Genomic DNA, 21,999 nt, shown 5'->3' with positions numbered 1-21,999 from the left:
ATAAGATTTTTTGTCAGAACCCGTTTCGCCAATCCAGAGTTCTGGTCTTTCTGCGCCCATACCTCTAATTGGACTGTTATGAAAAGTGGCCTCTTTTATTTGAAGAGTGCTGCCATCCATTATAGATGTTTCCCCTACGTAGTCATAATCAGCGTCATCAGGATCGTCGGCATCCCGACCAATTAAGATTAACTTTATTTTTTCGGGCTGTCTTGATAGATCTTTCTGTATTGTTATGTTCCCATCACCTCTTATCCCAGACGCTATTTCCATACTGTTTGAGAAAATAAGATTCCCATTATTTGTAAAGAAAAGTTCCTTATCCTGGCTAGTATCACTAATATTTAATTTTGAACCAACGAGGAATGTATTGGTCTCTTCCAGTTTAAGTGAATTATTATCTAATTCTAATATGCCTTCAATAATGGCGTTTTTCAGCACCATAGGTCCGTTTTCTCCTTGTCCTAGACTACCTATAATCCATATTTCTCCTTCGGGCTGAACGGTAACACCATCAGCAGTGCCTCCACTAGCAAGCATAAGTGTACCACCCTTTCTGATTATCGTATCGAAAACCACTGGCTTGTGACCTGATAAATATATATGGCTTCTATCGAGGACTTCTGTTCTATAAGCTTCAGAGTTTCCAGTCATGCTAAGGGCACCATAACGAATTAGTATATTATTCGCAGTTTCATTATCGCCAATATTTAAATTTTCATATTTTTCATATTTTCCATCTGTACCTATTGTTTTATCCATATAGGTATAGGTGGGTGTATCTTCAAGCGCGGCTATTGCATGTGCACTACTAAAAACAAACAGTGCAGTGGCAATAGAGACAGCAATAGGACTCTTATTCTTACTTAACAAAGAGTTTTTCCGGATATGTTTTACATTTTTCTGGATTATTGTTTGTGGTTTGATTTTGTTTTTCATAATAAATATTACTATCCATGTATTTAGGTTAACAATAAATAACCTGCTTCTATTATACATCAAGGCTATTTGTATTAGATGTGAGTAAACTGCTATAAGCCATAATGTGTTGGGTTTGGGATAAGTTGGCTAGGAAGTTACTTTATTATGTTTTTAGCTCGGAGGTTCAATTTTTTATTCTTATAAACATTTATTTTCATTATTTATAGGTGGGTCGTTTCCATTATTAATAATATATTAGCTACCAATTCACGCGTAAAATATATAATTAATCAATATTTGGCATTATTTCATGTGATTAAATAATTGGCATCTATTATTTTAGCGCGCAGTGAAAATGACCTTATCTAGTGCATAAGGCAGTAGTTCTGGGGGGATGGGTCTGATGTAGCGCGGGAAATTACAGGGTGGTTTTTTTGTCACACCCTGTTCCTATTAGCTAACTTAGATAGCCAACGCCAGGCGAGTTCCTTGATCAATCGCCCGGCGGGCATCCAGCTCGGCGGCGACGTCTGCGCCGCCAATCAAATGTACTGTTTTGCCCATCTCCAGCAAGGGTTGATGCAGTTCGCGACGTGGCTCCTGACCGGCGCAGATAATGATGGTATCGACGGGCAGGCAGCTGCTCTGTTCGGTGCGGGTAATATGCAAACCTTCATCATCAATGCGGTCATAGCTGACACTGTTGAGCATCTTCACGCCGCGCATCGCCAGAGTGGTGCGGTGGATCCAGCCGGTTGTTCTCCCCAAACCTTCGCCCACTTTGCTGGTTTTCCGCTGTAACAGGAAAATCTGCCGTGGCGAGGGTTCCACTTTGGCCCCTGCTGGCGCTAAGCCGCCGCGATGGGCTAGCTGCTGATCGATCCCCCATTCACTGCTGAAGGCGGCGCTATCCAAACTGCTGGAGTCGCCGGATTGACTGAGGTATTCGGCGGTATCAAAACCGATCCCGCCAGCACCGATAATGGCAATTCGCTCACCGACCGGCTTTTTATCACGTAACACGTCCAGATAGGTCAGCACTTTTGGATGGTCGATACCCTTGATGGCTGGCAAGCGCGGCTGAATGCCACAGGCGAGGATCACTTCATCAAAATCAGCCAGATGCCGTGGTTGCACTGGAGTATTCAACTGCTGAATAACCCCGTGGAGCACTAATTGGCGGCGGAAATAGCGCAGGGTTTCGTCGAACTCCTCTTTGCCGGGGATCTGGCGGGCAATATTGAACTGGCCGCCGATATCTGCTGCGGCATCAAAGAGTGTCACCTGATGACCACGGCTGGCTGCGGTTACCGCAAAGGCTAATCCGGCCGGACCAGAGCCAACCACGGCTAAGCGTTTTGGTGCTTGCGTTGGCAAAACGGGCATTTCGGTTTCACGGCAGGCGCGCGGGTTGACTAAACATGACGTCAGTTTGCCGTCGAAAATCTGATCTAAGCAGGCCTGATTGCAGCCGATGCAGGTGTTAATTTCATCCGCCCGATCCTGCGCGGCCTTGTGAACAAAAGCGGCGTCAGCTAAGAATGGACGCGCCATCGAGACCATATCCGCACAGCCATCAACCAGCACTTGTTCAGCCACTGCGGGGTCGTTAATTCGGTTAGTGGTGATCAATGGAATGCGCACTTTGCCCATCAATTTACGGGTTACCCAGCTGAATCCGGCCCGTGGCACCATGGTGGCGATGGTAGGAATGCGCGCTTCATGCCAACCAATTCCGGTGTTAATTAGGGTGGCTCCGGCTTGTTCAACCGCCAGCGCCAGCTGTTCGATCTCGCTCCAGTTGGAGCCTTCTTCCACCAGATCGAGCATTGACAGGCGGTAAATCAGGATAAAATCAGGCCCGGTTGCCTGGCGAACAGCCCGCACAATTTCGACGGCAAAACGCATCCGGCGGGTAAAATCGCCACCCCATTCATCATCGCGATGATTGGTTCTGGCTGCGAGGAACTGATTGATGAGATAGCCCTCAGACCCCATCACCTCAACACCGTCGTAACCGGCTTGTTTGGCCAACTGGGCGCAGTGGGCGAAGTCAGCAATGGTTTGCAGCACCTCATCATGGCTCAAGGCTTGTGGTGCAAAGGGGTTAATGGGCGCTTGCAGTGGAGAGGGGGCCACGGGTTGTTTTTGATAGCTGTAACGGCCCGCGTGGAGGATCTGTAGCGCGATTTTGCCGCCTGCCTGATGCACGGCATCCGTCACTATTTGGTGGTGGGGCAGTTGTGCGGGGTCATTAAGCACCGATGCGCCCTGATAGACCACCCCTTTTTTATTGGGCGCGATGCCACCAGTCACAATCAGGCCAACGCCGCCCGCCGCCCGTTCAGCATAAAACGCGGCCAGACGTTGTGGACCATCGGGTAACTCTTCCAGTCCGGTATGCATTGACCCCATTAATACGCGATTTTTCAGGGTGGTAAAGCCCAGGTCCAGGGGCGCGAGCAGGTGAGGGTAAGCTAACATTGCAGTCTCCATCGGGTGTACTTCTGGCTCTATCAATCAGCTCAATACAGCCAAACCGTTATTGTTATTTCTCGCCGCCCTGGCCGAATTGGCAAGTGGTCGGATGAGATTTTTTATTCAAATTTAGACGGTGCGATGCAGCTTGGGAAATTACGATGTGCTGATTGTGATAGCGGTCATGAATATGACGTTGGAGGACGGTATCCCAGCTCAGGATACCGTACAGAGGAGGGGGCTAGGCGTCGCGTTTATAGAGGCTCGCAACCATAAAGCAGCTAAATGAGCTGAACAGCATCTCAATCCCGACCAAGGTGGTGACCATGGTGATCGACATCAATGGCCCGGCGCTGATCAATAGATAGGTGATCACCAGATCCAACACCCCTAGCAAGATCTGCAACCATGCGCCCGGCATTTTCCATGTTTTAAAACCGGTGATCAGTCGCATTACCCCACCAAAGGCAAAGAGCACGGCAAGTACCACCGCCAGACTTATCATGCCGATTGCTGGATTTGTGACGAACACATAACCCATAACAATGTATGCCACGCCGAGCAAAATACCGGTCACCATCGGCCAGAGGTCATGGGCGCGGCGGTTGGTCACCATTCCGACAATCAGGGCGATGCCACTGAGTAGCAGCAGAATACCAATGATCTTGCTCAGCACAACACTGGAGGCTAATGGGTTAATCAGGCAGAATATCCCGCCCAAGAGCAGTAGAACGGCAATGATCCGCATGATCAATCGCTGTCTTTTTAATGCGCTTTCATCAAGATTCATGAGGTATTTTCGATCAATATTAAGCATGACTTTCACTCCTGTATGATCTGAATTAAGTTATTGATGGCTGCGATAAGTATAAGCCTATCATTTGATGCATAAATAAAATTAATCATATCAATGGAATTCCTACGTGGAATGTTTCCTTTACATTGCTTAGTTACCCCCGCCACCAAGAAAAGCGTTGACGAACCCATCAGTTAATTTATTGAAAAATAGACATTTTTCCATCACTCACTCATTTATTGATTTTTATAGCCGCCGAAATGTGTCAACGCCCTAAATTTATCGGAGTTTTTGACGATAACGTTTTGTATATGCTGAATAAAGGCTAAAAGATCCCTGATCTGGAAAATCCTTCAGGCATGGGGCGGTTTAATGATGGGCGCAGGGTTTTGCTCCTGCTTGTACTTGAGGATCTACCATGAAAAGTTGTATTGGAGTCGGGGCTTTCCTTGTTCTCTCCTCCTTATCCACACCTATTTATGCCGCTGATAGTGTCAAAACAGCAGTGGCGGCACTGAAATGCGCACCAGCGGATGGAACCAATAATTACAATGGCACCTGCCCCTATCCTGCGGAGCTGTGGTTATCTGATCCTGTTTATCACAAAGCGATGCAAGCAGCCCTTGATGAGGCGGGCCTTTCGGGGCTATTAGGGAGTGAAGGGGTGCTGAATGGGCCTGAATCGCCCCTTGAACCTGAGCTTATAGCGGGTGCGACTTGGCTAAGAGGTTCAGTGTGTGAAACCGGCAACTGTGGCAATCACAGTCTTCAGTTTCTATTCCAACCCACTGAAAATAAAGTGTATGGCCTTTATCATGATAATGGGAAAAACACTTGGGTCGGTAAGCCGGATGCCAATATAGCCAAATTATTGCAGGGGGAGGAGTCACAGCAGAGTACGAGCATCGATGTGGCTCCCGATGCACCTCCGGCGGGCACGATATGGGAGTTCGTCGGTGATGGTGGGAATACGTTGTGGCAAGTGTGCGGCGGACAACATGGTGCTTGTACCATAGTTGCCAATACCAAGTATTACGTCGCCGTGTTGAATCGTAAATCGGCCCGTAATTGTGCTTTTGGTGATTTTTATATTGTTGCTCGCCAGCCAGCCTCTTGGAAGCAATATGATACCGGCACCTGTAGCGCCGATGCCTACATTCAAAAGGGGACTATCAATAACGGGCAATATCTTTCTGTCGGAATCAGCCTTAATGGGGCTTTGGTTAGCCAGTTCCCGATAGGTTACTGGTCGATGCAGAAGGAGTTCTCTGGTAAGAATCGCCCTTCGTGGTCCAAAGCCAAAGAGAATAGCCAGCAGCAGTGACTTAGGTGAAGAGCACACTATTTATACTAGTGCTAATTTCGCCAGAGAGATTGGAAGAATAGCTTCAACGTATTTGGGTGTGTTTGTTGGTATAGCTGAAAATGATATTGGCCTTTCTAAGAAAGATAGATGGTGGAAAAGGGGGGCAGAGGTAAAGATTAGCTCTCTACTAAAAAATCTCTGCTGCCATTTTATCGCCAATTGCTTTCAGATACAAAAAAGCCACTCGCGATAGAGTGGCTTAATATACTGATTTTAAAGCTAAAATTTGGTGGCCCCTACTGGACTTGAACCAGTGACCAAGCGATTATGAGTCGCGTGCTCTAACCAACTGAGCTAAGGGGCCAAGCTTGGGCGCTGATTATACGGTAGTTTTTATCCTGCGGTCTAGAGCTGAAAAGTCAGGTGGGTGTTTTATGCACAAATATAAGGTTTTTTATGGACTCGCTAGGTAGTTCAGCGCTGATATTTGCGGTAGCAGATGACGTTTAAGGCTAAAAAAGAAAACCCTCGGCATGCCGAGGGTTTTTGTTTGCTGATGACTGCAACCGACGATTAATCGTCGAGGAAGCTGCGCAGCACTTCAGAACGGCTTGGATGGCGCAATTTACGCAATGCCTTCGCTTCGATCTGACGAATACGCTCACGGGTGACGTCGAACTGCTTACCTACTTCTTCCAAAGTATGGTCAGTGTTCATATCGATACCGAAACGCATACGCAGAACTTTCGCTTCACGAGCGGTCAGGCCAGCTAACACGTCGTGAGTGGCAGAACGCAGGCTCTCAGAAGTTGCAGAGTCCAGCGGCAGCTCCAGAGTGGTATCTTCGATGAAATCGCCTAGATGTGAATCTTCATCATCACCAATTGGGGTTTCCATTGAGATTGGCTCTTTCGCAATCTTCAGCACTTTGCGGATCTTGTCTTCCGGCATCAGCATGCGTTCAGCCAGCTCTTCTGGCGTTGGCTCGCGGCCCATCTCTTGCAGCATCTGGCGTGAGATACGATTGAGTTTGTTAATTGTCTCAATCATATGCACCGGGATACGGATGGTGCGTGCCTGATCCGCGATAGAGCGGGTGATTGCCTGACGAATCCACCAAGTTGCATAAGTTGAGAACTTATAACCACGACGGTATTCGAATTTATCTACTGCTTTCATCAAGCCGATGTTACCTTCCTGAATTAAATCAAGGAATTGTAGGCCACGGTTGGTGTATTTTTTCGCAATAGAGATAACCAGACGCAGGTTAGCCTCAACCATCTCTTTCTTAGCACGACGCGCTTTCGCTTCACCGATAGACATACGACGGTTGATGTCTTTCACTTGCTCAATCGTCAGACCCGTTTCTTCTTCGATCTGGCGTAATTTCTGCAGGCTACGTTGAACATCGTCCGAGACATCTTTCAGTTTCTCAGACCATGGTTTACCCATAGCCACTGCCGCCGCAAACCAGGTATCGCTGGTCTCATTGCTGGCAAACAGGGTAACGAAGTTTTTCTTCGGCATTTTGCTCTGTTCAACACACAGCTTCATGATGATACGTTCTTGAGTACGAACGCGATCCATCATGGCACGCATGTTATTGACCAGATAGTCGAACTGCTTCGGTACCAGACGGAACTGTTTGAACACTTCAGAAAGGTTCAGAATTTCGGCAGCAGCAGTGGCATGGCTACGACCATTTTTCTTGATGGCCATGCGTGTGGTTTCATACTGGTCACGCAATTCGCTGAACTTCTGACGTGCCAGCTCTGGGTCGATGCTGTTGTCGTCTTCCTCTTCTTCTTCGTCTTCTTCTTCTTTGTCGTCGTCATCCATCTCTTCAGTGGATAATTCAGAACCTACGTGAGTTGCCGTCGGTGCAATATCTTCTTCGGCATTGGGATCGACAAAGCCGTTGATCAGGTCGGATAAACGGGCTTCACCCGCCTCGACGCGATCATATTGTTCCAACAGATAAGTAATGGCTTCAGGGTATTCAGCCACAGAGCACTGAACCTGATTGATACCCTCTTCGATACGTTTGGCGATATCAATCTCACCTTCACGCGTCAATAGTTCAACGGTACCCATTTCGCGCATGTACATACGCACCGGATCGGTTGTACGCCCGATTTCAGATTCAACACTGGACAACACCTGTGCAGCAGCTTCCGCCGCGTCATCGTCGGTATCAGTGGTGTTCTCGGCCAGCATTAAATCATCGGCATCAGGGGCTTCTTCAAGTACCTGTATGCCCATGTCATTAATCATCTGGATGATGTCTTCGATCTGATCGGAATCGACGATATCTTCCGGCAGATGGTCATTGACCTCAGCATAGGTCAGATAGCCTTGCTCCTTACCACGGGTGACAAGTAGCTTCAGCTGTGACTGCGGGTTTTGCTCCATAAGACGGTATCCACACTTCAGAGTATTTGGGTTGGTGTCGGTCGGCGAAACCGCCAACAATAGCATTTGGGGCCTTTTTTTGTCGCCGCTGCCCGCTATGGCGGCATATTGTGGGGAGTCGCCCCCACATTTATCGGCAATTAAGCCGTTGGGTGATTCATTTTTTTCTGGCTAAAGCCAGATTCAAAGACCAAAGCTCTTTACGTTCTTCGGCGTTTAATCCATGTGTCCGGTCACGTGCTATGAGTGTTTCCTGACGTTGCTCCAAAATGGAGTCATACAGGCTCGCTAGCGTATCGACAAAAGTCGGCTCGACCATATCCTCAACAATCATGTGGTTCCATGTTGCGAGAGTTTCAAGCTGTTGGCTGAATTTATTATCACGGTACAGTTCCAATAACTGCCCGGTTGTCAGCCCCGGTTGGGCCAGACAAGTCTCAACCAACTCAATAAATAACGGTAAACCGGCTAACTTGGCTTGTTCAACACCCTGTAGTGAGGGAATGAGTGTAGCCAGTTGTGGGTTCTGTACCAGTAGCCCTATAAGTATACGCATGGTTGTGCGTTTTAGCTGAGGCTGCTGGTAGGTATTCGTATTTTCAGCTTGTTTCGGCATCAGCTTATCAAGCTGGCTGTCATCAAGCAGACCTAACTTATTGCCTAATTGCTGACGCAGATAAAGGCGTAAGGTTTCACCGGGCACCTGGCTGATTAAAGGTAGTGCCAGCGTGCTTAACTTGGCGCGCCCATCGGGGCTACTCAAATCGACCTGTGGCATCAACGTTTCGAACAAGAAGGTTGAGAGTGGCTGCGCCTCCTCCATCCGCTGTTCGAGTGCGTCTTTCCCTTCCTTACGTACCAGAGTGTCCGGGTCTTCGCCATCGGGCAAAAACATAAAGCGTAGCTGACGTCCATCATTTAGATAGGGCAGTGCCGTTTCTAATGCTCGCCAGGCGGCATCTCTACCCGCCCGATCGCCGTCATAACAACAAATTACGTTATCGGTCGCGCGGAATAATAGTTGAATATGTTCCGCGGTCGTCGCTGTTCCCAGCGAGGCAACAGCATAATCAATGCCAAATTGCGCTAATGCCACCACATCCATATAGCCTTCCACCACGAGTAAACGTGTTGGATTGGGGTGATTCACTTGCGCTTCATACAAGCCGTATAACTGGCGGCCCTTATGAAAGATCTCTGTTTCTGGGGAGTTGAGGTATTTCGGCACTCCATCGCCCAGAATTCGCCCACCAAAAGCGATAACCCGCCCGCGCTTATCGCGGATAGGGAACATGACGCGCTCACGAAAACGATCGTAAGTCCGCCCTGTATCATTAGTCACCAGCATCCCTGCATCGTTCAGCGCAGTACGGCTCTCGCCATCGCGGCCAAAACGTTTTAAGGCATTGTCCCAACCTGGCGGGGCAAAGCCGATAGCAAAATGTTGGATGATCTCTTCACTCAAACCGCGATGTTTAAGGTATTCGCGTGCCTGATTGGCGTTCTGGCCGTTGAGTGATTGTTGATAGAATGCGCTCAGGCTCTCCATCAGTTGATAAAGACTTTGTCGTTGGTGACGTTCGATCTGGGTGGTGCCGGTTCCTGCCTCGTAGGGCACTTCCAGCCCGTGCATAGTGGCCAATTCCTCGATACTTTCGACAAATTCAAGTCGATCATAATTCATCAAGAAATCAACGGCATTACCATGTGCGCCGCAGCCGAAACAGTGATAGAACTGCTTTTCGCCGTTAACGGTGAATGAGGGTGTTTTCTCATGATGGAACGGACAGCACGCATGGTAATTTTTGCCTTGCTTCTTCAGCTTAACCCGAGCATCGATAAGATCGACGATGTCGGTGCGAGCCAGCAAGTCATTGATAAATACGCGTGGAATTCGTCCAGCCATAAGCCCCTAGTCGTCAGTCCATAAACGAGAACAAGCCGCGCATTCCTTTCGGAAAGCACGGCCTTCGTATGCAACTACTCGATCTGCGCGTTCTTAGAACATAAAAAACTACGCGGTGGGGTTACCCCCGAAGAATTAATACAGACGAGTGCGGCGTGCGTTTTCGCGAGCTAATTTCTTCGCGTGACGTTTCACAGCTGAAGCTTTAGCGCGTTTACGTTCGGTAGTCGGTTTTTCATAGAACTCACGACGACGAACTTCAGCTAAAACACCCGCTTTTTCGCAAGAGCGTTTGAAACGACGAAGAGCTACGTCGAACGGCTCGTTTTCACGTACTTTAATTACCGGCATGTGCCTCTCACCTCAATAGAAATCGGTTTGCTGCTGGCCAATCGCCAGCCTTCTCAAAATGGTGCGGAATTTTACTTCAATGGATGCTGCTTTGTAAAGCACCACAGCAAATTGAAACAGGCACGCCCCTGTGATGTCGACCCGTTCTTTACAAGAAAGTTGGTGCCTAAGGGTGCGACGGCCGCTGATTATATACTAAACAGGGGCATTGATCGAATTTATCAACACTCTTTTCAAATATGAAAACTATCAACAACATTTGTGTCGCCGGAGACCAAAAATGGGACTTTTGCCCCGCAATTTGGGATCAGAAATCATGACTGGCGTCACTGTTATGCTAAACTATCGGCCGCACGTGAATGATGGGAAATGTAATGCGAGTTTTGGGTATAGAAACGTCCTGCGATGAAACCGGAATTGCAGTGTATGACGATGAGACCGGTCTGTTAGCTAACCAACTGTACAGTCAGGTTAAATTGCACGCTGATTATGGCGGCGTTGTCCCTGAACTGGCTTCCCGTGATCATGTGCGCAAAACGGTGCCGCTGATTCAGGCGGCATTGAAAGAAGCCAATCTGAGTGCCAAAGAGATCGATGGCGTGGCCTATACCGCCGGTCCGGGCTTGGTTGGTGCATTATTAGTCGGGGCCACAGTAGGGCGCGCATTGGCATTTGCCTGGGGTGTCCCTGCGGTGCCGGTCCATCATATGGAAGGCCACTTACTGGCACCGATGCTGGAAGATAATGCGCCTGAATTTCCTTTTGTCGCGTTGCTGGTTTCCGGTGGTCACACGCAATTGATTAGCGTAACCGGTATCGGCGAATATCTGTTGCTGGGCGAATCTGTTGACGATGCGGCCGGTGAAGCTTTCGATAAAACAGCCAAATTATTAGGGCTGGACTATCCCGGTGGGCCGATGCTGTCGCGCATGGCGCAACAAGGCACTGCGGGGCGATTTACTTTCCCGCGCCCAATGACTGATCGTCCTGGGCTGGATTTCAGTTTTTCTGGCCTGAAAACCTTTGCAGCAAACACAATCCGCGCCAATGGCACTGATGATCAAACTCGTGCCGATATTGCCCGTGCATTTGAAGATGCGGTGGTGGATACGCTGGCGATTAAATCCAAACGTGCGCTGGATCAGACCGGCTTCAAGCGCCTGGTCATCGCCGGTGGTGTTAGTGCTAACCGCACTTTGCGCTCAAAACTGGCTGAAATGATGAAAAAGCGGGGCGGTGAGGTGTTCTATGCCCGGCCAGAATTTTGCACCGATAATGGTGCGATGATCGCCTATGCGGGTTTGATCCGGTTGAAAAGTGGTGCGAGTAGTGAGTTGAGTGTTTCGGTCAGGCCGCGTTGGCCTTTGGCTGAGTTGTCGAAAGTCTGATCAGAAAGTCTGAGTGGGGCTGCGGCTGTGTTGCCGTGTCATCTCGCGATACTCACATATTGATGTATGCCCCGCTCTCTCAATTCCTTGCGGCTTGCCTCGCTCCCGCTCAGTCATTCTGGATTCGGTGGGATGGCGAGGTCATTCGGCAAAACTAATCCTCTTTCTCTTCCAACTCTGCGGCCTCTTCGGCGGCGGTTTTCTGTTTTTTCTTTCTGAGTTTGTCCCAGATTTTACTCTCTTTTCCGCGCCATAAACGTTGAATATTATCGTGGTGGCGCATCAGGATCAGGCAGGAGAGCATGGCGACAGGGAAGGTGAATTGCGGTTTAAACCACCAGACGTAGAAGGGGGCGATCAGGGCGCTGATAATGGCCCCTAAAGATGAATAGCCGCTCAGCAATACCGTCAGCAGCCAAGTACCGGTCATTAGGCCAGTCAGATCCCAGCCGATGGGCGCGATAGCACCGAATGCAGTGGCGACGCCTTTGCCACCTTTAAAGTGGAAAAATACCGGATAAATGTGGCCGAGACAGGCGGCAATAGCGGTCAGGCCAAGATAGAGTGGCGAAACATGTAGCAGATAAGCTATCCAAACTGGCAACATGCCTTTCAGCACATCAAAAATCAGGACGGTTGCGGCAGCAGCGCGGCCACCAATGCGCAGTACGTTGGTGGCACCGGGATTACCGGAACCATGCACACGCGGATCTGGCAGCTTGGCAACCCGGCAGACCAAGATCGCACTGGAAATAGAGCCACACAAATACGCGAAGATAATCATGCCAAGCGCGATAGCACTCATAACACCGCCCTGTTGAATAATGATCGTTTTAATCCCCACATCAGTGGATAATACGCATATTCGGCTGGAAGTGGTATCCGGCGAGCACAAAAACAGAGAATGACGTGATGGACATCGTATTTATTGAAGAACTCAGCGTCATAACCACCATAGGTGTTTATGACTGGGAGCAGACCATTCAGCAAAAGCTGGTGTTCGATATCGAAATGGGCTGGGATAACCGCAAAGCCGCTGCCAGTGATGATGTGAATGATTGCCTGAGTTATGCCGATATCAGTGATAGTGTCATAAAACATGTAGAATCGCAGCGTTTTGCCTTGGTCGAACGAGTGGCTGAAGAGATTGCCGAACTGCTACTACAGCGCTTTAAGTCGCCTTGGGTGCGAATTAAGGTCAGCAAACCGGGGGCCGTGGCTCAAGCCAGAAATGTCGGCGTGGTGATCGAGCGCGGCCAACGCCCTGACTGAGTGATGGGCTATTTTTCGCTGGGATGACATAAAAGTGCAACGCTACATCAATAATATGGTCCAATTACATTGGATGGCGTGATAAATTAATTAAAGATTAAATTTGAACGGCACTGTTTTGTTAACCATATCGTTTTGTTAATCCTATGGTTTTCAATATTGCCGTTTTTTTGGTTTCTATCATATGGCATTGGGTATCGTTGATGACGGATATGTATTCGCTGTTTGTGGCTTTTGTTCTGGGTGTAGTAGAAGGGCTGACCGAGTTTCTGCCGGTTTCATCTACCGGGCATATGATTATTGTTGGCGAGTTGCTGGGCTTTACTGGCGATAAAGCAAAGACCTTTGAAGTCATTATTCAGCTAGGGTCGATTCTGGCCGTGGTGGTGGTGTTCTGGCGGCGGTTGTTTGGCCTGATTGGTATCCATTTTGGCGCTGTACCTCATGAGGGGAAAACCAGCGGCCATCTGACCTTAGGCCATATTTTACTGGCGATGCTGCCCGCTGTGGGGCTGGGATTGGTATTCCACAATGCCATCAAGTCGCTATTTAACCCGCACAGTGTCATGTATGCCTTGGTTGCCGGTGGCTTGCTATTATTAGCCGCCGAGTGGTTCAAACCTAAAAATCCGAAAGCGGTCGGGCTGGATGATATTACCTATCGCCAGGCTTTTGCCATTGGCTGCTTCCAGTGCCTGGCATTGTGGCCGGGGTTCTCTCGTTCTGGTGCTACCATCTCTGGCGGGATGCTGGTCGGCGTTAATCGCTATGCCGCTTCTGAGTTCTCCTTTATTTTGGCGGTGCCGATGATGATGGGGGCCAGCGGGCTGGATTTATATAAGAGTCTGCACTTCCTGACACTGGGTGATTTGCCGATGTTTGCCGTCGGATTCATCACTGCATTTATTGTCGCGCTGATTGCCATCAAAACCTTCCTGTCACTGATTAAGCGCATCTCCTTTGTACCTTTTGCCATCTACCGCTTTGTGGTCGCCGCCGCGGTGTACTGGGTCTTTATGTAACAGCGTGGTGAGGTTGAAGCATAAAAAAGCCCTGATTAATCAGGGCGTTTTGTTTGATGGCGGCCAGGATTTATTCTGGCGCAACTTCCTGAGCTTGCTTCCATTGCGCCAACGCCTGTTGACGGCGGCGTTTCAGTTCGTCACGGATCGCCAACCCTTGTAGCCCGCTGGCGACCACTTCCTGCACTGATACGCTATTTGCAATCTGGAATGCAGCTCGCAGATAATCCCCTTGTGGATAGGGATTATCTTCAAATCCAGTGCGGCCACGGGCATCCGCCTCGCTGGTCATAATCATCTGCTCAAGGCGCTCCGGCTTGCGCCAAACATCAATCGCATCAAATAATTTGAGCAGAGTTTCAGGGCGAAGCTTATTCACCGTATGGATGAGATCATGGTACTCGGCCACCAGTTTTGCCAGGTCACGCACCGGATTAGGCACGCGTAAACGCTGACACAACTGCTCAACCAATTTGACGCCTGCGGGGCCATGGCCATGATGATGTGGCCAAAACTCTTTTGGTGTCAGACCTTTGCCTAAATCATGACAAAGGGCGGCGAAGCGGATATCCACCTCAGGAGTGAGTTGAGCGGCGATGGTCAGCGTCATCAGGGTATGAATGCCGGTATCAATTTCTGGGTGCCATTTTTCCGGTGCGGGAACACCAAATAAGCGGTCAATTTCAGGGAACAGCACCGCCAATGCACCGCAATCGCGCAGCACCTGAAAATAGATCTGTGGGCTTTGCGTTTTCAGGGCTTTCTCGGTCTCTTTCCAGACCCGTTCTGGCGTCAGAGCAGATAGCTCGCCACTTTGTGCCATTGCCGCCATCAATGATTGAGTCTCTGGGGCGACAGTAAAGCCTAAGTGAGCAAAGCGGGCAGCGAAGCGGGCAACCCGCAGTACACGCAGTGGATCTTCGCCAAATGCATCGGAGACGTGGCGTAACAGTCTGTTTTCTAAATCTTGTTTGCCATGATAGGGATCGATTAACTCACCGTCATCACGGCGGGCAATGGCATTAATGGTCAGATCGCGGCGCAGCAGATCCTCTTCCAGCGTCACATCAGGGGCGGCGTAGCAGGTAAAACCAGTATAACCCTGACCTGACTTACGTTCGGTGCGGGCCAGCGCATACTCTTCATGGCTGACCGGATGAAGGAAAACCGGAAAATCTTTGCCGACCTGTTGGTAGCCCTGTGTCAGCAGCTGTTCCGGCGTCGCGCCCACCACCACCCAATCCCGCTCGGTTACGGGTAGGTTTAATAAGTTGTCGCGGACGGCACCGCCGACCAAATAGATTTCCATGTAAACCCTTCGTTCTTAACGTTACAGTGGATATCAGTTCATCCAACGATTATTCTTTTTACGACTTGGGATCAGATGCGGTAGCACCAGGCCCAGCAATAAGCCAATCCCCGCGACACCGCCGCCATACATAAACCACTGTAGGATGATGGTGCGCTGCTTATCATCCAATTGCAGGTTAACTGCGCTGACCTTCTTCTGAGCAACCACTAACTGGTTTTTCAGTGATTCATTCTCTTTTTGCAGCTCGGAGATGACGCTATCGCTGGCAGCGACTTTCTGCTGCATTTCTGCGGTGCGCTGATTCCAGCTATTATCAATATTAGCCAGCTTATCGGTCAGTGTTTTGACCTGCTGTTCAAGGTCTGGCACCCGAATACGCAGGCTTGGTGTTTCACTCAACTGATTCAGTGGGATCCAAGTGGTTTTACCCTTATTGTCGCGGATTTGGCCATAATTTGTGCCTTCATCAACGCTTATCAGGGTGACTTCATCCCCACCTTTTAGCGTGCCAACAATACGGTATTGATTACCGGGGCCGCTATGAACGTAGGTATCCAGCTCATCAGAGATGTAGCGTTTTTCTTCAGCGTGCGCGCCCCAAGAGAGAGTGAGACTGAGCACCGCGAGACAAATTAGGCGTATTTTCTGCATTAGAGAGTCATTTATGAGTGAATTTATGGAACGATAGTAGTGTGTTCAGTTTGCCGACGCAACGCATAAACCGGAATGAGAACTATCTTACTCTCATAGCCAGCGCGGCCTGGGCCACTTTATTGGCTATTTTTACCGCAGTGAAAATTTGTATTATGAAGCCTTAGGGCAGATTGGCTAAAACAGGTTAAAATAGGCTTTGACTTGGGGCTGCCGTGCGGTTTTTTGTGTAAAACAGGCAAATTACCGTGAAAAAGGCATAATGCCCGTAATCTCGCAACATACCGGTGTGAATGAAATTATGACCGTTGAAATAGAACTAAAATTTATTGCTACGCCTGCGGCCATCGCGGCGTTGCCGGAGCGGCTCACGTCTTGGCAAAGCCAGCATTCAGCGCCGCAAACACTGACGAACATCTATTTTGAGACCGCGGATAACCGCCTGCGCCAGCATGATATTGGTCTACGTATTCGTGGTTATGATGGCCGTTATGAAATGACAGTGAAGAGAGGCGGCAAAGTGGTCGGCGGTTTACATCAACGACCTGAATACAATGTCGATATTGATAGCGACAAACTCGATCTGGCGCGTTTTCCGGCAGATATCTGGCCAGAAGGGTGGTCGGTTGAGGCGCTGCAAGCTGAGTTACAACCGCTGTTTCGCACTGATTTCACCCGTGAGAAGTGGGTAATCACTTACGGTGAGAGCGAGATAGAGCTTGCTCTTGATCAAGGTTCGATTAGTGCTGGTGAGCTGTCGGAGCCATTGAGCGAAATTGAGCTGGAGCTGAAACAAGGTAATCAGGCTGATTTACTGGCACTGGCTACTGAGTTGGCGCAAGTCGGCGGTTTACGTCAGGGCAATCTGAGTAAAGCGGCGCGCGGCTACCACCTGGCACAAGGCAATCCTCCTCGCGAACTGCGGCCACTGCTGGTTTTGCAGCCAGCGCCGAAATCGACTGTTGAGCAGGGGATGGTGGCCGGGCTGGAGATGGCGTTGGATCACTGGCAGTACCATGAAGAGCTGTGGTTACGTGGCGAGTTAGCGGCTAAGGCAATGATTATTGAAGCATTAGCCATGGTGCGCCAGACTCTGGCGATTTTCGGTGGATTAGTGCCACGCAAAGCCAGCACCGAACTGCGGGCGTTGTTGATTGCGCTAGAGCCACAGTTAGAGCCGAAAAACGTGAAGGCGGATCAGCTCTGCTATAGCGCTGATTACCTGAAATGTAAGTTAGCGCTCACATCGTGGCTAGTCACTGCGGGCTGGCGGCCATTTATGGATGCCAAGGCGCAAGCGAAGTTCGATGGCTCATTTAAGCGCTTCTGTGACATCATGCTGAGCCGCAGTGCCGCCGATCTGAAAGAGGCATTTGGTCACCATATGGATGATGACGGCTATCTGGCCCAACTCCCCCGTTTGAATCGGCAGATTATGACCTTCCAACTGCTCTCTGGTTTCTATCCACAGAGTGAATGGCACCCATATATTGATGGCTGGTTTGGTTTGCAGCTGGCAATTATGGAACGTCAGGGCCATTGGCGCGATACCGCCCGTAAAGAAGCATTGGCGCAGGCAGCCTTTTGGCTGAACGGTGCTGTCCGTTAGTCGAACATATACCCTAACTCATTGAAGTTGCAGGCGGGCGACAAGTAAACGCCGCTGCGACTTCAAGTTCAATGGGTATCCAAGGAATTCGCTATGTTGCCACTCCCCCCGGAATTACAGATTCAGGCGCAGAATGTACAGCAGCGCTTTCATGAGTTACCGACGCCGCTGAGCTTAGGTGATGAAGATATCGCCGTGTTGGCGTTGAGTGATTTTGTCAGTGACATGCTCCTGATTCACCCTGAATGGCTGGCGGAGTTGCATCAACAGCCCCCGCAACCGCAGGAGTGGCAACTTTATCCGCAGTGGCTCAGTCAGGTGCTGGCCGAGGTGCAAGACGAAGCTGCGTTGTTAGCCGCTTTGCGGCTGTTTCGTCGCCGGATTATGGTGCGTATCGCCTGGTCACAGGCATTGCAAACCAGTGCCACGACCGACACCTTGCAGCAGCTCAGCTGGCTGGCTGAAACCCTGATTATCGCCGCCCGCGACTGGCTCTATCAGGCATGTTGCCGTGAGTTTGGCACGCCGTGCAATGGTGAAGGTGTACCGCAGCCGCTGCTGATTTTGGGCATGGGCAAATTAGGTGGCGGTGAGCTGAATTTCTCCTCTGATATCGATCTTATTTTTGCTTATCCGGAGAGTGGTCAAACGCAGGGGGGACGGCGGCAGTTGGACAATGCCCAGTTCTTTACCCGTCTGGGCCAACGGCTGATCAAGGCGCTCGATCAGCAAACCATTGACGGTTTTGTCTATCGGGTGGATATGCGTCTGCGCCCGTTTGGTGATAGCGGCCCCTTGGTGCTGAGCTTTGCGGCGCTGGAAGATTATTACCAGGAGCAGGGCCGTGACTGGGAGCGCTATGCGATGGTTAAGGCGCGTCTGATGGGTGGCGCTGAAGACCACTACAGTAAGGAGCTGCGCCAGACCCTGCGGCCTTTCGTCTTCCGCCGCTATATTGATTTCAGTGTGATTCAATCACTGCGCAACATGAAGGGGATGATCGCCCGTGAAGTGCGCCGACGTGGCCTGAAAGATAATATCAAGCTGGGCGCGGGTGGTATTCGCGAGATTGAGTTTATCACGCAGGTGTTTCAACTGATTCGTGGTGGCCGCGAACCGCGCCTACAAGAGCGGGCTTTGCTGCCCACCTTGCAGGCGGTGGCGGAGTTGGGCTTATTGTCAGAGCCGCAAGTGGCGGAGCTCAGTGGCAGCTATCTGTTTTTGCGCCGCCTGGAGAATCTGCTGCAAGCCATTGCTGATGAGCAAACCCAGACCTTACCCGGTGATGCGCTCAATCAGGCCCGATTGGCCTGGGGCATGGGATACGCGGATTGGGCCGCCATGAGCACGGCGCTGGAACAGCATATGCAAGCAGTTCGTGGGGTATTTGATGACCTGATTGGCGACGATACCCCCGATATTGGCGAAGATCCCAGCCATGGTTTGTACAAAAGTTTATGGCAGGATGCGCTGGAAGAGTGTGATTTAGCCCCACTGACACCGCATTTAGACCAGGCTGCTCGCCGCCAATTACTGAGCACCATCAATGAGTTCCGCCATGACATGGATAAACGCACCATTGGCCCCCGTGGCCGTGAGGTGCTGGATCAACTGATGCCGCGGCTGTTCGCTGAGGTCTGTCCGCGTCCAGATGCTAATGTTGCGCTCAGCCGGCTGATTCAACTGCTGCTGAGTATCGTGACCCGCACCACTTATCTGGAATTGCTGGTGGAGTACCATGCGGCGTTAAAACACGTTATCCGTCTCTGTTCGGCCTCGCCGATGGTGGCTAGCCAGTTAGCTCGCTACCCATTGCTGCTGGATGAATTACTCGATCCACAATCCTTCTATCAGCCGCTGGAACCCGGTGCTTACCGCGATGAGTTGCGCCAATATTTGCTGCGGGTGCCGGAAGATGACGAAGAGCAGCAGTTGGAGGCGTTGCGCCAGTTTAAGCAGGCGCAGCAATTACGCATTGCCGCCGGTGATATCACCGAGGCGCTGCCAGTTATGAAAGTGAGCGATCACTTAACCTATCTGGCAGAGGCCATTATTGATGCGGTTATCCAGCAAGCCTGGAGCCAGATGGTAGCCCGCTATGGTCAGCCGAGTCATTTGCAGCAGCGCGAAGGCCGGGGTTTCGCGGTGATTGGCTATGGCAAGCTGGGGGGATGGGAGCTGGGCTATAGCTCGGATCTCGATTTAGTCTTCTTGCTCGACTGCCCGCTGGAGGTGATGACCGACGGCGAGCGCAGCATTGATGGCCGCCAGTTCTATCTACGTTTGGCCCAGCGAGTCATGCACCTATTCAGCACTCGCACCTCGTCAGGTATTTTGTACGAGGTAGACGCCCGGCTGCGGCCATCCGGTGAAGCGGGCATGTTGGTCAGCACCGTCGAGGCTTTCGCTGATTATCAGCAAAATGAGGCCTGGACTTGGGAGCATCAGGCACTGGTTCGCGCCCGCATTGTCTATGGCGATCCGGCGCTACATCAGCAGTTTGACGCCATTCGCCAGCAAATTTTGTGCCGCCACCGTGACGCTGCGCGATTGCAGCAGGAAGTGCGCGAAATGCGCGAGAAAATGCGCAATCATTTGGGCAGCAAACAGCGCGATATCTTTGATATCAAAGCGGATGAAGGCGGGATCACCGATATTGAGTTTATCGCGCAATATCTGGTGCTGCGTTATGCCGCCAGTGAGCCGCGCCTGACCCGCTGGTCAGATAATGTGCGCATTTTTGAGCTGATGGCTAATAACGATATTATGCCGCCAGATGAGGCTGCCGCGCTAACCCGTGCTTATGTCACCATGCGCGATGAGATCCACCATCTGGCGTTGCAGGAGCAATCCAGCAAGGTTGCCGCCGACAGCTTTATCGCCGAAAGAGCACAGGTGATAGCTAGTTGGCATAAATGGCTGGTATCAACGCCGGCTGATGCATAGGTTGCGGTTATTAATGGTAAGCAAGGTGTCTATGATATTATCTGGCACCATATAATGAACACAATATTGGAGCGAAGGATGCGTGTTTTCGGGGTTAATAACAGCTCACAGTGGGGGGCAAATGTATGAAAGTCACGCTGCCTGATTTTCGTCGCGCCGGAGTATTAGTCGTTGGTGATGTGATGTTAGACCGCTACTGGTATGGGCCAACCAGCCGGATCTCACCGGAAGCGCCAGTTCCTGTGGTCAAAGTTGATACTATTGAAGAGCGCCCCGGTGGCGCGGCGAACGTCGCGATGAACATCGCCTCCCTTGGTGCCATCTCCCGCTTAGTGGGCTTGACCGGAATCGACGATGCCGCGCGCGCCCTGACCAGCAAGCTAAATGAAGTTCAGGTGCGTTGTGATTTTGTCTCGGTACCCACTCATCCGACCATCACCAAATTACGGGTGCTTTCCCGCAACCAGCAGCTGATCCGCCTGGATTTTGAAGAGGGTTTTGATGGCGTTGATCCTCAGCCTATCTTTGAGCGCATCCAACAGGCGCTGCCACAGATTGGCGCGCTGGTGCTGTCCGATTACGCCAAAGGCGCATTGAACAGCGTGCAGCCGATGATTCAATTGGCCCGTAAAGCGAAAGTTCCGGTACTGATCGATCCTAAAGGCAGCGATTTTGAGCGTTATCGCGGCGCAACCCTGCTGACACCTAATTTATCTGAATTTGAAGCGGTAGTGGGTCACTGCAAAAACGAGGAGGAGTTGGTCAGTCGTGGCATGAAGCTGGTGGCCGATTTTGAACTTTCCGCTCTGCTGGTGACGCGCTCTGAACAAGGGATGACCTTGCTGCAACCGGGTAAACCGCCGTTGCATTTGCCAACACAGGCGCAGGAAGTGTTCGATGTGACCGGTGCCGGTGATACCGTGATTGGCGTGTTGGCGGCGGCACTGGCGGCTGGAAACAGCCTCGAAGAGTCATGCTTCCTCGCGAATGCCGCTGCTGGCGTGGTGGTTGGCAAGTTGGGAACCTCAACGGTTTCGCCTATTGAGCTGGAGAATGCCATCCGTGGCCGGGCCGAAACCGGTTTTGGCGTGATGGATGAGCAACAACTGAAAAAAGCTGTGGCGCAGGCTCGCCAGCGCGGTGAAAAAGTGGTGATGACCAATGGTATTTTTGACATCCTCCACGCCGGTCATGTCTCGTATCTGGCTAATGCCCGCAAGCTGGGTGATCGCCTGATTGTCGCGGTGAACAGTGATGCCTCGACCAAGCGCTTGAAAGGCGAAAAACGCCCGGTTAACCCACTGTATCAGCGCATGATCGTATTAGGCGCGCTGGAAGCCGTGGACTGGGTGGTGCCGTTTGAAGAGGACACGCCGCAGCGCTTAATCGCTGATATTTTGCCTGATCTACTGGTGAAGGGCGGTGATTATAAGCCAGATGAGATAGCGGGCAGTGCCGAAGTTTGGGCCGCCGGTGGTGAAGTTAAGGTGCTGAATTTTGAGGATGGTGTCTCTACCACCAATATTATTCAATCCATCAAAAACGGTCGCGGCTAGATACCCTTTGGCCTTGAAGTTGCAGGGATGTTAGCTGCGCGCGCTTACCCGAACCACTGACTTGAGTAAGCTC

General features: G+C 50.7%; 15 protein-coding genes and 1 tRNA gene. 7 read left to right on the top strand and 9 right to left on the bottom strand.

The features are described from left to right. Positions 1-1,383: 1,383 nt before the first annotated feature. Entirely contained in the window at positions 1,384-3,405 is a 2,022-nt protein-coding gene (locus AACW11_RS06305) for an NADPH-dependent 2,4-dienoyl-CoA reductase (protein WP_212584102.1), read from the bottom strand. A 235-nt stretch (positions 3,406-3,640) separates the two neighbouring features. Next, positions 3,641-4,216 carry an HdeD family acid-resistance protein gene (locus tag AACW11_RS06300; RefSeq protein WP_212584101.1) on the bottom strand — a complete coding sequence of 192 codons (576 nt, stop codon included), beginning with the start codon at positions 4,214-4,216 and terminating at the stop codon, positions 3,641-3,643. Between the two features lie 397 nt (positions 4,217-4,613). On the opposite strand from AACW11_RS06300, the gene AACW11_RS06295 reads away from it, so the two are divergent. Continuing rightward, positions 4,614-5,519, top strand: coding sequence for an Ivy family c-type lysozyme inhibitor (locus tag AACW11_RS06295; RefSeq protein WP_212584100.1), 906 nt, complete (start codon positions 4,614-4,616; stop codon positions 5,517-5,519). Positions 5,520-5,788: 269 nt separating this feature from the next. On the opposite strand, the gene AACW11_RS06290 is transcribed toward AACW11_RS06295, so the two are convergent. The 4 genes from AACW11_RS06290 to rpsU all read right to left on the bottom strand — a co-directional run bounded on the left by AACW11_RS06290 (position 5,789) and on the right by rpsU (position 10,170). Continuing rightward, positions 5,789-5,865 (bottom strand) — tRNA-Ile (locus AACW11_RS06290). Between the two features lie 209 nt (positions 5,866-6,074). After that, the gene (gene rpoD, locus AACW11_RS06285; RefSeq protein WP_212584099.1) at positions 6,075-7,913 is read right to left on the bottom strand and encodes an RNA polymerase sigma factor RpoD; all 1,839 of its coding nucleotides are present in this window, start codon (positions 7,911-7,913) and stop codon (positions 6,075-6,077) included. A gap of 157 nt (positions 7,914-8,070) precedes the next feature. Next, positions 8,071-9,819: a DNA primase gene (gene dnaG, locus AACW11_RS06280; protein WP_212584098.1), complete on the bottom strand. Its 1,749-nt coding sequence runs from the start codon at positions 9,817-9,819 to the stop codon at positions 8,071-8,073. A gap of 135 nt (positions 9,820-9,954) precedes the next feature. Beyond that, positions 9,955-10,170, bottom strand: a complete 216-nt coding sequence (gene rpsU / locus AACW11_RS06275) for a 30S ribosomal protein S21 (protein ID WP_001144069.1) — start codon at positions 10,168-10,170, stop codon at positions 9,955-9,957. Positions 10,171-10,544: 374 nt separating this feature from the next. Between rpsU and tsaD the strand changes: the two genes are divergently transcribed. Continuing rightward, entirely contained in the window at positions 10,545-11,558 is a 1,014-nt protein-coding gene (gene tsaD, locus AACW11_RS06270; protein WP_212584097.1) for a tRNA (adenosine(37)-N6)-threonylcarbamoyltransferase complex transferase subunit TsaD, read from the top strand. A 154-nt stretch (positions 11,559-11,712) separates the two neighbouring features. Here tsaD and plsY read toward each other — a convergent pair whose 3' ends face one another. Next, positions 11,713-12,363, bottom strand: a complete 651-nt coding sequence (gene plsY, locus AACW11_RS06265) for a glycerol-3-phosphate 1-O-acyltransferase PlsY (RefSeq protein ID WP_032896502.1) — start codon at positions 12,361-12,363, stop codon at positions 11,713-11,715. Positions 12,364-12,470: 107 nt separating this feature from the next. Between plsY and folB the strand changes: the two genes are divergently transcribed. After that, entirely contained in the window at positions 12,471-12,830 is a 360-nt protein-coding gene (gene folB / locus AACW11_RS06260) for a bifunctional dihydroneopterin aldolase/7,8-dihydroneopterin epimerase (protein ID WP_212584196.1), read from the top strand. A 203-nt stretch (positions 12,831-13,033) separates the two neighbouring features. Beyond that, positions 13,034-13,852: an undecaprenyl-diphosphate phosphatase gene (bacA, locus tag AACW11_RS06255; protein ID WP_249192685.1), complete on the top strand. Its 819-nt coding sequence runs from the start codon at positions 13,034-13,036 to the stop codon at positions 13,850-13,852. A 70-nt stretch (positions 13,853-13,922) separates the two neighbouring features. Here the strand turns inward: bacA and AACW11_RS06250 are convergent, their stop codons facing one another. Continuing rightward, the gene (locus tag AACW11_RS06250; RefSeq protein WP_212584095.1) at positions 13,923-15,161 is read right to left on the bottom strand and encodes a multifunctional CCA addition/repair protein; all 1,239 of its coding nucleotides are present in this window, start codon (positions 15,159-15,161) and stop codon (positions 13,923-13,925) included. Positions 15,162-15,194: 33 nt separating this feature from the next. Next, complete coding sequence (locus AACW11_RS06245) at positions 15,195-15,815, bottom strand: TIGR04211 family SH3 domain-containing protein (protein WP_212584094.1); 621 nt, start codon at positions 15,813-15,815, stop codon at positions 15,195-15,197. A gap of 301 nt (positions 15,816-16,116) precedes the next feature. Here AACW11_RS06245 and AACW11_RS06240 point away from each other — a divergent pair, with 301 nt between their 5' ends. From AACW11_RS06240 to hldE, 3 genes are all read left to right on the top strand, one after another. After that, the gene (locus AACW11_RS06240) at positions 16,117-17,424 is read left to right on the top strand and encodes a CYTH domain-containing protein (protein ID WP_212584195.1); all 1,308 of its coding nucleotides are present in this window, start codon (positions 16,117-16,119) and stop codon (positions 17,422-17,424) included. Between the two features lie 93 nt (positions 17,425-17,517). After that, on the top strand, positions 17,518-20,370 hold the full coding sequence (glnE, locus tag AACW11_RS06235) for a bifunctional [glutamate--ammonia ligase]-adenylyl-L-tyrosine phosphorylase/[glutamate--ammonia-ligase] adenylyltransferase (RefSeq protein ID WP_212584093.1): 2,853 nt from the start codon (positions 17,518-17,520) through the stop codon (positions 20,368-20,370). 125 nt (positions 20,371-20,495) lie between these two features. After that, on the top strand, positions 20,496-21,926 hold the full coding sequence (gene hldE / locus AACW11_RS06230; RefSeq protein WP_212584092.1) for a bifunctional D-glycero-beta-D-manno-heptose-7-phosphate kinase/D-glycero-beta-D-manno-heptose 1-phosphate adenylyltransferase HldE: 1,431 nt from the start codon (positions 20,496-20,498) through the stop codon (positions 21,924-21,926). Positions 21,927-21,999 lie beyond the last annotated feature (73 nt).

Origin of the sequence: Yersinia sp. Marseille-Q3913, assembly GCF_963892745.1 — a bacterium.
GTDB lineage: Bacteria > Pseudomonadota > Gammaproteobacteria > Enterobacterales > Enterobacteriaceae > Yersinia > Yersinia bercovieri.
Note: the sequence above shows the minus strand (reverse complement) of the source record. Positions and strands in the feature narration are given on the sequence as shown.

Coding starts and splice junctions, on each gene's coding strand:
- AACW11_RS06250 (WP_212584095.1), bottom strand. CDS start 15,161: ATGGAAATCTATTTGGTCGGCGGTGCCGTCCGCGACAACTTATTAAAC.
- dnaG (WP_212584098.1), bottom strand. CDS start 9,819: ATGGCTGGACGAATTCCACGCGTATTTATCAATGACTTGCTGGCTCGC.
- AACW11_RS06245 (WP_212584094.1), bottom strand. CDS start 15,815: ATGCAGAAAATACGCCTAATTTGTCTCGCGGTGCTCAGTCTCACTCTC.
- AACW11_RS06305 (WP_212584102.1), bottom strand. CDS start 3,405: ATGTTAGCTTACCCTCACCTGCTCGCGCCCCTGGACCTGGGCTTTACC.
- AACW11_RS06240 (WP_212584195.1), top strand. CDS start 16,117: ATGACCGTTGAAATAGAACTAAAATTTATTGCTACGCCTGCGGCCATC.
- glnE (WP_212584093.1), top strand. CDS start 17,518: ATGTTGCCACTCCCCCCGGAATTACAGATTCAGGCGCAGAATGTACAG.
- hldE (WP_212584092.1), top strand. CDS start 20,496: ATGAAAGTCACGCTGCCTGATTTTCGTCGCGCCGGAGTATTAGTCGTT.
- AACW11_RS06295 (WP_212584100.1), top strand. CDS start 4,614: ATGAAAAGTTGTATTGGAGTCGGGGCTTTCCTTGTTCTCTCCTCCTTA.
- rpsU (WP_001144069.1), bottom strand. CDS start 10,170: ATGCCGGTAATTAAAGTACGTGAAAACGAGCCGTTCGACGTAGCTCTT.
- AACW11_RS06300 (WP_212584101.1), bottom strand. CDS start 4,216: ATGCTTAATATTGATCGAAAATACCTCATGAATCTTGATGAAAGCGCA.
- tsaD (WP_212584097.1), top strand. CDS start 10,545: ATGCGAGTTTTGGGTATAGAAACGTCCTGCGATGAAACCGGAATTGCA.
- plsY (WP_032896502.1), bottom strand. CDS start 12,363: ATGAGTGCTATCGCGCTTGGCATGATTATCTTCGCGTATTTGTGTGGC.
- folB (WP_212584196.1), top strand. CDS start 12,471: ATGGACATCGTATTTATTGAAGAACTCAGCGTCATAACCACCATAGGT.
- rpoD (WP_212584099.1), bottom strand. CDS start 7,913: ATGGAGCAAAACCCGCAGTCACAGCTGAAGCTACTTGTCACCCGTGGT.
- bacA (WP_249192685.1), top strand. CDS start 13,034: ATGACGGATATGTATTCGCTGTTTGTGGCTTTTGTTCTGGGTGTAGTA.